This window comes from Vibrio sp. 10N.222.54.A3, assembly GCF_041474095.1.
GTDB classification, from domain to species: domain Bacteria; phylum Pseudomonadota; class Gammaproteobacteria; order Enterobacterales; family Vibrionaceae; genus Vibrio; species Vibrio crassostreae_C.
In genome coordinates, this window is sequence record NZ_JBFRTN010000053.1 from 21,289 (window position 1) to 33,400 (window position 12,112).

A 12,112-nucleotide genomic window follows, 5' to 3' on the forward strand; every position below is an offset into this window, starting at 1 on the left:
TCTTTAGACCAAACCCATTAATATGTCGAATTATTGAGCACTCCATTTATATAAAATTAGATATAGAACTGTACATTTGATAAAGAAAGCAACTCTGTAGCAGCACCATTATCAAGCAGATCGTTAGGAATCTGTCTTATATAAGAAGGGGAGATAGATGTAAGAAGCCCCGTCATTTCTGACGCGGACGGCTAGTTGAGGCTTCTTAAGTGATCAGTGAAGAGACATTCTTTGAACATCAGGCGAACCCCACTCTGTTCAAGTTATCTAAGTTTCAGATGTAAAAAAGCCCTAGTCTTTCGACTAGGGCTTCTTAAGGTGGTCGGTGAAGAGGGATTCGAACCCCCGACCCTCTGGTCCCAAACCAGATGCGCTACCAAGCTGCGCTATTCACCGAGACGTTTCGTTTGATTTCTCAAACTGGGAACTTCAAAGAAGCTACCAAAATTAATGGGGTGGCTAACGAGATTCGAACTCGCGACCACCGGAATCACAATCCAGGGCTCTACCAACTGAGCTATAGCCACCACTAATTTTTTATATAACCGCTTAAAAGCGATTATTGAAATAGTGGTCGGTGAAGAGGGATTCGAACCCCCGACCCTCTGGTCCCAAACCAGATGCGCTACCAAGCTGCGCTATTCACCGACTAGTTTTGTATCGACTCTTGGGAATAATGAATCAACACTGGAAGCCGAAGCTACCGATATTTTGTAAAGAAAGAATGGGGTGGCTAACGAGATTCGAACTCGCGACCACCGGAATCACAATCCAGGGCTCTACCAACTGAGCTATAGCCACCATTATTTCTTTTTGCCAATTTCTCACTTACCGAAGTAAGAGACCGGATGGCGCGCCTGAAAGGATTCGAACCTTCGGCCTTTGGCTCCGGAGGCCAACGCTCTATCCAGCTGAGCTACAGGCGCATGCCCTGTCGGCGGAGTGGAATAATACGTATATCACCCAATGCCGTCTAGTACTTTTTTAACTTTTTTTTCTGTTTGGTCTCTTTTTCGACAGTTAATATGTGATAAACCCCTTATTTGAGTACTACAACCCGCCACAGCTTATAAGTTGTTGTTTATTGCAACAACTTATCGGGATATAATCACCCATTGTTTACATTGGTTTAACAGTTGCTCTTTGCTGGTTAAAGCCAAAACACCCTTCCAACACTATAAATTGGTAAGCATGTACTTACCTTGGGAATGTAAAGTGAGTTTAATGGATATGTCTCGTCGAATTTTAAGCGTTGTCATCGCAGTTTTAACCTTTTCAACTGGCGCAATGGCTGCAGGCCTAAGCGAAGCGGAGCACGATGCAATTGCTGAACGCATCAAACCAGTTGGCCAAGTTTACCTAGTCGGCAGCGAGCCAGTAGCCGCAGAACCAACAGGCCCTCGTGATGGCGCAGCAGTTTACGGTACCTTTTGTATCGCTTGTCACGCATCTGGCGTAAGTGGCGCACCTAAAACAGGTGATGCTGGTGACTGGGGTCCTCGCATTGCTCAAGGTCGCGACATTCTAGCTGACCACGCAATCAACGGCTTCAATGCGATGCCAGCGAAAGGTTCATGTATGGATTGTTCAGACGACGAAATCAAAGATGCTATCGAGCACATGATTGCCGGTCTGTAATTAAAAATGCCAGATTCAGAAAAGGTGACCTCATGGTCACCTTTTTTATTGGCTTCTATATAGTGCGATTAAAGTAGGGCATTACTTCTTGTTGAACATCGCTCGAATATTCGCAATGTGCGCCTGCCCTTTTTCCATTCTTTCTTCAGCGGATTGAGGCTTCTTAACGCTTTCCCACTCCACATCATCGTGCGGCAGCTCATCGAGGAAGCGGCTTTGTGTTGGCTTTATTAATTCACCATATTGACGACGTTCACGACACTTAGTAAAAGTCAGCTCTTTCTGCGCTCGAGTAATCCCCACATACATAAGACGACGTTCTTCTTCTACGTTGCCTTCATCGACACTGGTTTGGTGCGGCAAGATGCCCTCTTCTGCACCCATCAAGAATACATATGGGAACTCTAGACCTTTCGATGCATGCAATGTCATTAATTGGACTTGATCTGCATCGTCATCATCCTCACCACGCTCCATCATATCGCGCAGCGTTAAACGTTGAACCACCTCGCGCAGGGTTTTCTCTTCTTTATCGTAGTTGTCACCCTCAAGATCGGCCACAATCCAGCTATACAGATCAGAGACGTTCTTCATTCGCATTTCAGCGGCTTTCGGGCTCGCTGAGGTTTCGTACAACCAATCTTCGTAGTTGATGTCACGAACCAAAGAACGAACGGCTTCAACCGTATTACCACGCTCGGCATTGTCTGAGATACGAACAATCCAGTCACCGAAGCGGCGCAAATTTTCTAAACCACGCCCCGTCAGTGTCTGCTCTAAGCCCATCTCAAAGCTGGCTTCAAACAAGCTCTTGCCACGCATATTGGCGTAGCTGCCTAACTTCTCAAGCGTCACCGGACCAATCTCTCGGCGCGGTGTGTTTACAATACGTAGGAAGGCGTTGTCATCATCAGGGTTCACCAACACACGCAGGTAAGCCATGATGTCTTTAATCTCGGCTCTCGCGAAGAAAGAGGTACCGCCAGAGATCTTGTAAGGCACACGGTTCTGCATCAGCGCTTTTTCAATCAAGCGTGATTGGTGGTTACCACGGTAAAGCACTGCGTAATCTTTGTATTCAGTACGGTTCAAAAACTTGTGGGCGATGATCTCGCCGGTAATACGCTCTGCTTCATGCTCTTCATTCTTAGCATTCAGTACCTTGAGCTTTTCACCGTCTGGGATCTCTGAGAATAGTGACTTTTCATAAACGTGTGGGTTGTTGGCGATCAAGATGTTCGCCGCACGTAATATTCGGCTGGTTGAGCGATAGTTTTGCTCGAGTTTGATCAAGCGAAGATTTGGATAGTCCTCACCCAGCAACACCAAGTTTTGCGGTTTTGCACCACGCCATGAATAGATAGATTGGTCATCGTCACCTACTACCGTCAAGCGACCACGCTCTCCCACCAGTAAACGAACCAACTCATATTGGCTGGTGTTGGTATCTTGGTATTCATCGACCAGTAAATAGCGGATACGCGACTGCCAGCGCTCACGCACCTCTTGATTGGTTTTCAGTAGTAATACAGGCATCGCGATCAGATCATCAAAATCGAGTGCGTTGTATGCCTTCATCTGTTTCTGGTACATCTCAAAACAGAATGCAAACAACTGCTCTTGTTCGCCTTGAGCACGTGCTTTCGCCTGATCTGGCGTCAGCATGTCATTTTTCCAATTCGAAATGGTGCCCATTAAAGCGCGTAGCAAATCCTTATCACCATCGATCTGTCTCTCTGTTAACTCTTTTAACAAAGCTAACTGGTCTTGGTCATCAAACAGAGAGAAACCCGCTTTCAAACCCAGCGCTTTGTATTCACGGCGAATGATGGTTAAGCCCATGGTATGAAAAGTCGAAACAATCAGCCCTTTCGATTCGCCCTTACCTAGAGTTTGCCCAACACGCTCTTTCATCTCGCGTGCCGCTTTATTAGTAAAGGTCACCGCCGCAATATTACGCGCCTTATAGCCACATTCCTGAACCAGATAAGCAATTTTATTGGTGATAACACGTGTTTTACCGGATCCAGCGCCCGCTAATACTAAGCAGGGGCCCGAAACATATTTCACGGCTTCATCTTGTCTTGGGTTCAGTTTCATTTGATTCTCAGTTTGGTCTAGAGGGGCGAATTCAATTGCGCGCCTATAATAATGCTGCAACAGCACGAATGCTACGTTCTCTTATACAAGATTTTTACGCTGATTATGTAAAACTTTGTTGCACATGTGTGTGGTTATTAGGCTATAATGAATGAACGTTCATTCATTGGTGGTTGAAATATGACAACTCATGCACCTCGGGATAAACGCCAGCAAATACTTTCTGCAGCTGAAAAGCTAATTGCAGAGGTCGGTTTCCAAGGCCTTTCAATGCAAAAATTAGCCAAAGAAGCGGGAGTGGCTGCAGGCACTATCTATCGCTACTTCGATGATAAAGAGCATTTGATAGAAGATGTTCGAATGCTCGTGACTCAAAGAGTAGCTGATGCTGTTCAACAAGGGGTTAATGATTCGGATCCAATTAAACAACGCTACCGTACTATGTGGTTGAACATATGGAACTTAGCAGGAACGAATTTAGCCGCAATAAAAAATCGGGTTCAGTATGACTCTCTACCCATCACAAATAGCCTAAACTTCAGGGAACTAGAACGTAAAATGTTTGCCCAAGTTGAGCTGCTATTTAATGAGGGGAAAGAACAAGGATTGTTTAAACCACTTAACAATGAAGTATTAGGTGGATTGAGCTTGGCGGCTAGTGTTTCTCTAGCACGCAAGCATTCTTTAGGATTTTACCAACTTGATGAGGCAGAACTAGAATCTGCAATCGAAGCCAGTTGGGACGCAATAATTAAACACTAGATCGGAGTTTTGACCATAATGAAAAAGTGGACTTTCTTCATGTTACTCATCGCTGTACTACTTTTCGGCAGCGTTATTGGGTTTAACATGTTCAAACAACAAAAAATTGCTGAGTATATGGCCAACCGCCCTGAACCAGAGTTTCCAGTAACGGTAACTGAAGTTCAGCCGATCGACTGGGTTCCAGTGATTGAAGCTATCGGCTTCATCGAACCTAACCAAGGTGTGACACTAGCGAACGAAACCAGCGGTGTTATCGATCAAATTTCTTTCGAATCAGGTACTGAGGTTAAAAATGACCAACAACTGATCCGCCTTGATTCTGATGTAGAGAAAGCCAATCTAAAAAGCTCTGAGGCACGCTTACCGGCTGCTGAAGCTAAATACAAGCGCTACCAAGGGCTATTCAAGAAAGGCTCTATCTCTAAGGAAGCCTTCGATGAAGCAGAAGCTAATTTCTTATCGTTAGCGGCTGATATTGAAAGCCTTAAAGCATCGATTGCCCGTCGCGAGATCCGCGCTCCGTTTGACGGCACTGTCGGTATTCGTAATGTGTATCTAGGCCAATACCTACAATCTGGCACTGACATCGTTCGCCTAGAAGACACCAGTGTTATGCGCCTACGCTTCACTATTTCTCAAAATGACATCTCTCGTATTGAGGTTGGTCAGGCGATCGACATCTTCGTTGATGCATACCCAGAAAAACCGTTTAAAGGTTCTATTAGTGCCATTGAGCCTGCGGTTAGCATCCAAAGTGGTCTTATCCAAGTACAAGCCGATATCCCAAACAACGATGGTAAGTTACGTAGCGGTATGTTTGCGCGCGCTAACATCATTCTACCTAAACTAGCAAACCAAGTGACACTGCCTCAGACGGCCATCACTTTCACACTTTACGGTGACAATGTTTATATTTTACGTGAAGAAGATGGTGTGCAGCGTGTGAAACAACAAGTGGTGAAAGTAGGTGAACGTACAGAAAGTATTGCTCACATACTGGAAGGCGTAGAGCCTGGCGATGTTGTCGTGACAACGGGCCAAGTTCGTTTAAGTAACAATGCTAAAGTTCGAGTTGTAGAAAGTGATGCAACGACGCCGCCAGCTGAAACACCAATGCTGTAATTGGAGGAATCATGCGCTTTACTGATGTTTTTATTAAACGTCCAGTTCTGGCTATTTCAATCAGCTTTTTGATCGCATTGCTTGGCTTCCAAGCAATCTTCAAAATGCAGGTTCGTGAATACCCAGACATGACAAATACGATCGTGACGGTCACGACGAGCTATTACGGTGCCAGTGCCGATCTGATCCAAGGCTTTATAACTCAGCCATTAGAACAAGCGATCGCTCAAGCCGATAATATTGATTATATGACGTCGCAGTCCGTACTCGGTAGCTCGACTATTACGGTCAATATGAAGCTCAATACCGACCCGAATGCCGCACTGTCTGACATACTGGCCAAGACTAACTCGGTACGTTCTCAGCTTCCTAAAGAAGCCGAAGATCCAACCGTAACTATGTCTACCGGTTCAACAACGGCGGTACTCTACATTGGTTTTACGAGTGATGAACTCTCTGCAAGCCAAATTACCGACTACCTTGAGCGAGTGGTTAACCCACAACTGTTTACCGTTAATGGCGTATCAAAGGTCGACTTGTACGGCGGGATCAAATACGCATTACGTGTATGGCTTGATCCTTCCAAAATGGCAGCATTAAACCTGACAGCCACTGACGTGATGACGGTGCTTAATGCAAACAACTACCAATCAGCAACTGGCCAAGCAATTGGTGAGTTTATGCTGTACAACGGCAGTGCCAATACCCAAGTAACCAATACCGATGAATTAGAAAGGTTGGTGGTCAAAACCAGTCAAAATGGCGGTTCTATTGTTCGCTTAGGTGATATTGCTAAGGTTTCACTAGAAAAAAGCCACGATGTGGTTCGCGCAAGTGCTAATGGCAAACAAACGGTTGTAACCGCCATCAATGCAGCGCCAAGTGCTAACCCGATCAACATTGCTGCTGATGTTATGCAGCTGTATCCTGAGTTGGAGCGAAACCTACCAAGCAATATCAGCATGAATATCATGTATGACTCAACCATTGCGATTAATGAATCCATTCAAGAGGTTATACACACGATTGTTGAAGCCGCGCTGATTGTATTAGTGGTTATCACGCTATTCTTAGGCTCATTGCGTGCGGTTATCATTCCTATCGTAACCATCCCTTTATCGCTGGTTGGTGTTGCGATGGTGATGCAAGTCATGGGTTTCTCATGGAACTTAATGACGCTACTGGCGATGGTATTAGCAATCGGTCTAGTGGTTGATGATGCAATCGTAGTACTGGAAAACGTCGATCGACACGTCAAATTGGGGGAATCTCCTTTCAGGGCTGCCATCATTGGTACCCGTGAAATTGCAGTACCGGTTATTGCAATGACACTGACATTGGGCGCGGTTTATGCCCCTATCGCAATGATGGGTGGTATCACAGGCTCGCTGTTTAAAGAGTTCGCATTAACCCTCGCTGGCGCGGTATTTGTTTCTGGAATCATCGCTTTAACACTGTCTCCAATGATGTGTTCAAAGCTGCTAAAAGAAAATGCACAGCCGAGTAAGTTTGAACTGAAGGTACACAGCGTACTTGATCGTATGACAGGCCGTTACTCTAAGATGCTGCATGCGATCATGGATCATCGTCCGGTTATCATTGGCTTTGCGGTCATTGTATTTTTAAGCTTGCCGATGCTGTTTAAATTCATCCCAAGTGAACTTGCCCCTGCAGAAGATAAAGGGGTGGTGATGATGATTGGTACTGGTCAATCAACGGCTAACCTAGACTACCTAAGTAACACGATGGATGACGTGAGCGGTATCTTGGTGACCCAGCCTGAAATCCAATACGCTCAATCCTTCACTGGTGTACCAAACTCAAACCAAGCATTTGGTATTGCCTCAATGGTGCCATGGAGTGAGCGCACGGCTAGCCAATCTGAGGTAACGAACCGTATCAGTGGATTGCTACAAGATATCCCAGGCATGGCAGTAACCGCGTTCCAAATGCCAGAGTTGCCGGGTGCCGGTTCTGGTCTACCACTCCAGTTTGTGATTACCACACCAAGCAGCTTTGAGAGCTTATTCGCTATCGCAACCGATATTTTAACGGATGTGAAAGATAGCCCTCTCTTTGTCTACTCTGACCTTGATTTGAACTACGATTCAGCAACGATGAAGATTCAAATTGATAAAGATATGGCGGGCGCTTATGGGGTAACGATGCAAGATATCGGTGTCACCCTAAGCACCATGATGTCGGATGGTTACGTTAACCGTATTGACCTCAACGGTCGTTCTTATGAAGTGATCCCTCAGGTTGAGCGTAAGTTCCGCTTAAACCCAGAGTCAATGAATCATTACTACGTTCGAGCCAGCAATGGTGATGCTGTTCCTCTCGGTAGCTTGGTAACAATTGATGTGGTGGCAGAGCCTCGCTCTCTTCCTCACTTCAACCAGTTGAACTCAGCGACGGTCGGTGCGGTTCCTATGCCGGGCGCGGCGATGGGTGATGCGGTAAACTGGTTTGAAAACATTGCCCAAACCAAATTACCTGCAGGCTATAACCATGACTACATGGGTGAGTCGCGTCAGTTTGTAACAGAAGGCAGCGCACTGTATGTGACGTTCGGTTTAGCACTGGCGATCATCTTCTTGGTTCTGGCGATTCAATTTGAGTCGTTAAAAGATCCATTGGTTATCATGGTGTCGGTGCCACTCGCAATATGTGGTGCATTGATTGCGCTCGCTTGGGGCGCAGCGACGATGAACATCTACTCGCAAGTGGGGCTGATTACCTTGGTTGGTCTGATTACCAAGCACGGTATCTTGATCTGTGAGGTAGCAAAAGAAGAGCAGCTGCATAATAAATTATCACGCAAAGAGGCGGTTATGGAGGCGGCAAGGGTACGTCTACGTCCAATCCTAATGACAACAGCGGCGATGATTGCAGGCCTGATCCCATTGATGTACGCCACGGGTGCAGGTGCAGCTCAGCGCTTTAGTATCGGTATTGTTATCGTTGCTGGTCTGGCGATTGGTACGCTGTTTACGCTGTTTGTTCTGCCGGTTATTTATAGCTACTTAGCCGAAAAACATAAACCAATTCCAGTTTTCCTCGAAGATAAAGATCTCGAGAAGCTGGCCCGTGTTGATGAAGCAAAAGCGGCGCACAGAGAATTAGCTAACAATAAGTAATTTCCCTGTCGTATTAACAATAAAAAGGCTACTTCGGTGGCCTTTTTTTTGTACGCCATAGGCGACATCTTTGATGTGATTAAATAGAATAGTGATAAATATTCAGGAGTTTTAATTGATATGTTTGATCCAAAAAAACTAGAGCAAATTGCTAAGCAGATCCACGATTCTATGCCTCAACCAGTAAAAGAGCTTGGTTCAGACGTAGACCAAAAAGTTCGCCAAGTTATCCAAGGCCAACTCAACAAGCTAGACGTTGTGAGCCGTGAAGAGTTTGATGTTCAAACACAAGTACTGCTTCGCACTCGCCAGAAGCTCACTGAAATGGAACAAAAACTGGCTGAACTAGAAGCAAAGCTTTCAGACAAATAGTCATTTTTTTTCAATCAGTTCAAGTTCGAATAAAGGCTTACCTTCGGGTAAGCCTTTATTTTTTCCTCAATCTATCAAGCCTTCACCGGTAAAATAGTTGCAAGCATAAAAAAGCCCCGAACAAATGTTCAGGGCTATTTTTATTCAGTGATGAACTGGAAGATTAACCGCCAACAGCGATACGCTTCATGTCGCTCATGTAGCTACGTAGCTCTTCACCAATGTATTCTACAGGGTGGTTACGGATAGCTTCGTTTACTTCAATTAGCTTAGCGTTATCAACTTGGTTAGATGTCTCACCTAGACCACGGCCGATGACGTCCGTTGCTACTGAAGGCATGAACTTCTCACGTAGTAGCGGTGTTGCTACGTTAGCGAATAGGTAGTTACCGTACTCAGCAGTATCAGAGATTACAACGTTCATTTCGTAAAGACGCTTACGAGCAACTGTGTTTGCGATTAGTGGAAGCTCATGTAGAGATTCGTAGTAAGCAGACTCATCAATGATGCCTGATGCCGTCATAGCTTCGAATGCTAGCTCAACACCGGCACGAACCATAGCAACCATTAGGATACCGTTGTCGAAGTACTCTTGCTCTGAGATTTCTACGTCAGAAGCTGGGTAGTTTTCGAATGCAGTTTCGCCTGTCTCTTCACGCCAGCCTAGTAGGTTCACGTCATCGTTCGCCCAGTCAGCCATCATTGTGCTAGAGAAGTGACCAGAGATGATGTCATCCATGTGCTTGTTGTAAAGCGGACGCATTAGGTCTTTAAGCTCTTCAGAAAGCTCAAACGCTTTAACTTTAGCCGGGTTAGATAGGCGATCCATCATGTGAGTTACGCCACCAAACTTAAGTGCTTCAGTAATCGTTTCCCAACCGTATTGTAGAAGCTTGCCTGCGTAGCCAGGTTCGATGCCATCAGCAATCATCTTCTCGTAAGATACGATAGAACCCGCTTGTAGCATGCCACAAAGGATAGTTTGCTCACCCATCAGGTCAGATTTAACTTCTGCTACGAAAGAAGACTCTAGGCAACCTGCACGGTGACCACCAGTACCTGCAGCCCAAGCTTTAGCGATATCCCAACCTTCGCCTTTAGGGTCGTTTTCTGGGTGAACAGCGATAAGTGTTGGTACACCGAAGCCACGTTTGTACTCTTCGCGAACTTCAGAGCCTGGACACTTAGGTGCAACCATTACTACAGTAAGGTCAGCACGTAATTGCATGCCTTCTTCCACAACGTTGAAGCCGTGAGAGTAACCAAGAGCAGCGCCTTGCTTCATTAGAGGCATTACTGTTTCAACAACGTTTGTGTGTTGCTTATCAGGAGTAAGGTTGATTACTAGGTCTGCTTGAGGGATTAGCGTTTCGTAGCTACCCACAACAAAGCCGTTTTCATCAGCATTTTTGAATGATTGACGCTTTTCATCAATTGCCGCTTGGCGTAGAGCGTAAGATACGTCTAGACCAGAATCACGCATATTTAGACCTTGGTTTAGGCCTTGAGCACCACAACCAACAATTACGATTTTCTTACCTTCAAGGTATTCAGCTTCTGTCGCGAATTCTTCACGATCCATAAAGCGGCAACGACCTAATTGGTCTAGTTGTTCACGAAGGTTTAATGTATTGAAATAGTTAGCCATTCTAGGGCACTCCTTTAAAAATAAGTCCGTAAGGTCGATATCTCTCTATCGAATGACTTCATACTAAAACAGACACTCCGTTGCTGAAAGTGATATATTCACAATTAGTTATTGCAATAAATGCAACATGGAAACGATCGCAGAACATGAACATAAAATCTCTACAATTATTTATACATTTATGCGACAGCAAGAGTTTCAGCAAAACCGCTGCTGCTATGCACGTCAGTCCTTCAGCGCTGAGCCGTCAGATACAAAAGCTTGAAGAGGAAACAGGACAAGAACTGCTAATCAGAGACAACCGCAGTGTTGATCTTACCCCAGCAGGAAAACACCTATTGCCTGTAGCATTGAGCATCGTGGGAGAGTGGCAGCAATATAACCTTCACCTGAAGGGCGGAGAGCAAGAACTTAAAGGTGAGATCCGTATATTTTGTTCAGTAACGGCTAGCTACAGTCACCTACCTGAACTCATAACCGAATTTAGGGCTATTCATCCGTATATTGAATTTAAGCTCTCTACTGGTGATCCAGCTCAATCCATCGACAAGATCTTAAACGATGAAGCGGATATCGCGATTTCAGCAAAGCCAGACATCCTTCCTTCAAGGTTAGAATTCGAAACCATCAGCGATATTCCACTGTCAGTCATCATTCCATCTGGTGTGAGTAGCTTTAGCCAACAACTGCAATCCGATAAGCCAAACTGGAATGAAGTGCCCTTTATCATCCCAGAAGCAGGAACAGCGCGTGAACGAGCCAATGCATGGTTTAAAAAGATGAAGATAAAACCCAACATATACGCGCAAGTTTCTGGCCATGAGGCGATTGTAAGTATGGTGGCACTAGGATGTGGAGTTGGCATCGCACCTGATGTGGTCATAAACAACAGTCCAGTAAGAGATAAAGTTAGCCGCTTAAAGATAGAACCTATCAAGCCATTTGAGTTAGGCGTATGTTGTAAGCGAGCACAGCTAGATAACCCTCTAATTCGAGCGTTCTGGCAAGTTGCAGAAGGGAAATATTTAGCGGACTAGTCGTCATTGTTTTAAATACAAAAAAGGGAAGAGCACGTCAGTGCCCTTCCCCTTTTATTTATGTATATCGCAGATAAGAAAAAAGCCCGCTGATTTCTCAGCGGGCTTTCTAATGGTGGTGGAGGGATAGGGATTTGAACCCTAGAACCGCTATTAACGGTTGCCGGTTTTCAAGACCGGTGCTTTCGACCACTCAGCCATCCCTCCAAAAAATTGTCATCAACAGATTCGTACACTGTAGATGTTGTTACATGTATACACAGGTAACGATATTTAAAGCCTGGCGATGT

Annotated in this window: 8 protein-coding genes and 6 tRNA genes; 6 read left to right on the top strand and 8 right to left on the bottom strand. The window is 45.3% G+C overall.

The window, feature by feature from the left end; genetic code table 11:
* Positions 1–319: 319 nt before the first annotated feature.
* From AB4507_RS12110 to AB4507_RS12130, 5 genes are all read right to left on the bottom strand, one after another.
* A tRNA-Pro gene (locus AB4507_RS12110) sits at positions 320–396 on the bottom strand.
* Positions 397–451: 55 nt separating this feature from the next.
* Positions 452–527, bottom strand: a tRNA-His gene (locus AB4507_RS12115).
* A 44-nt stretch (positions 528–571) separates the two neighbouring features.
* Positions 572–648: transfer RNA gene (locus tag AB4507_RS12120), tRNA-Pro, on the bottom strand.
* Between the two features lie 77 nt (positions 649–725).
* A tRNA-His gene (locus tag AB4507_RS12125) sits at positions 726–801 on the bottom strand.
* Between the two features lie 48 nt (positions 802–849).
* Positions 850–926, bottom strand: a tRNA-Arg gene (locus tag AB4507_RS12130).
* Positions 927–1,224: 298 nt separating this feature from the next.
* On the opposite strand from AB4507_RS12130, the gene AB4507_RS12135 reads away from it, so the two are divergent.
* Complete coding sequence (locus AB4507_RS12135; RefSeq protein WP_017063036.1) at positions 1,225–1,638, top strand: cytochrome c5 family protein; 414 nt, start codon at positions 1,225–1,227, stop codon at positions 1,636–1,638.
* A gap of 81 nt (positions 1,639–1,719) precedes the next feature.
* Here AB4507_RS12135 and rep read toward each other — a convergent pair whose 3' ends face one another.
* Positions 1,720–3,738 (bottom strand): DNA helicase Rep, encoded by a 2,019-nt coding sequence (rep, locus tag AB4507_RS12140; RefSeq protein WP_372125331.1) that lies wholly within the window; start codon positions 3,736–3,738, stop codon positions 1,720–1,722.
* A gap of 180 nt (positions 3,739–3,918) precedes the next feature.
* Between rep and AB4507_RS12145 the strand changes: the two genes are divergently transcribed.
* The 4 genes from AB4507_RS12145 to ubiK all read left to right on the top strand — a co-directional run bounded on the left by AB4507_RS12145 (position 3,919) and on the right by ubiK (position 9,137).
* Positions 3,919–4,500, top strand: coding sequence for a TetR/AcrR family transcriptional regulator (locus tag AB4507_RS12145; RefSeq protein ID WP_017061961.1), 582 nt, complete (start codon positions 3,919–3,921; stop codon positions 4,498–4,500).
* A gap of 18 nt (positions 4,501–4,518) precedes the next feature.
* A complete protein-coding gene (locus AB4507_RS12150) occupies positions 4,519–5,625 on the top strand; it encodes an efflux RND transporter periplasmic adaptor subunit (protein WP_017069625.1) in 1,107 nt (368 codons plus the stop codon).
* Positions 5,626–5,636: 11 nt separating this feature from the next.
* A complete protein-coding gene (locus tag AB4507_RS12155) occupies positions 5,637–8,765 on the top strand; it encodes a multidrug efflux RND transporter permease subunit (RefSeq protein ID WP_017061963.1) in 3,129 nt (1,042 codons plus the stop codon).
* A 120-nt stretch (positions 8,766–8,885) separates the two neighbouring features.
* Entirely contained in the window at positions 8,886–9,137 is a 252-nt protein-coding gene (ubiK, locus tag AB4507_RS12160) for a ubiquinone biosynthesis accessory factor UbiK (RefSeq protein WP_017061964.1), read from the top strand.
* A gap of 163 nt (positions 9,138–9,300) precedes the next feature.
* On the opposite strand, the gene ilvC is transcribed toward ubiK, so the two are convergent.
* The gene (gene ilvC / locus AB4507_RS12165) at positions 9,301–10,785 is read right to left on the bottom strand and encodes a ketol-acid reductoisomerase (RefSeq protein ID WP_017061965.1); all 1,485 of its coding nucleotides are present in this window, start codon (positions 10,783–10,785) and stop codon (positions 9,301–9,303) included.
* Positions 10,786–10,931: 146 nt separating this feature from the next.
* Between ilvC and ilvY the strand changes: the two genes are divergently transcribed.
* Positions 10,932–11,822: an HTH-type transcriptional activator IlvY gene (ilvY, locus tag AB4507_RS12170; protein ID WP_017061966.1), complete on the top strand. Its 891-nt coding sequence runs from the start codon at positions 10,932–10,934 to the stop codon at positions 11,820–11,822.
* A gap of 116 nt (positions 11,823–11,938) precedes the next feature.
* On the opposite strand, the gene AB4507_RS12175 is transcribed toward ilvY, so the two are convergent.
* Positions 11,939–12,029, bottom strand: a tRNA-Ser gene (locus AB4507_RS12175).
* Positions 12,030–12,112 lie beyond the last annotated feature (83 nt).

Bases quoted from the DNA above. Each gene is read 5' to 3' on its own strand.
- AB4507_RS12155 (WP_017061963.1), top strand. From the start codon at position 5,637: ATGCGCTTTACTGATGTTTTTATTAAACGTCCAGTTCTGGCTATTTCA.
- ilvY (WP_017061966.1), top strand. From the start codon at position 10,932: ATGAACATAAAATCTCTACAATTATTTATACATTTATGCGACAGCAAG.
- ilvC (WP_017061965.1), bottom strand. From the start codon at position 10,785: ATGGCTAACTATTTCAATACATTAAACCTTCGTGAACAACTAGACCAA.
- AB4507_RS12150 (WP_017069625.1), top strand. From the start codon at position 4,519: ATGAAAAAGTGGACTTTCTTCATGTTACTCATCGCTGTACTACTTTTC.
- AB4507_RS12145 (WP_017061961.1), top strand. From the start codon at position 3,919: ATGACAACTCATGCACCTCGGGATAAACGCCAGCAAATACTTTCTGCA.
- rep (WP_372125331.1), bottom strand. From the start codon at position 3,738: ATGAAACTGAACCCAAGACAAGATGAAGCCGTGAAATATGTTTCGGGC.
- AB4507_RS12135 (WP_017063036.1), top strand. From the start codon at position 1,225: ATGGATATGTCTCGTCGAATTTTAAGCGTTGTCATCGCAGTTTTAACC.
- ubiK (WP_017061964.1), top strand. From the start codon at position 8,886: ATGTTTGATCCAAAAAAACTAGAGCAAATTGCTAAGCAGATCCACGAT.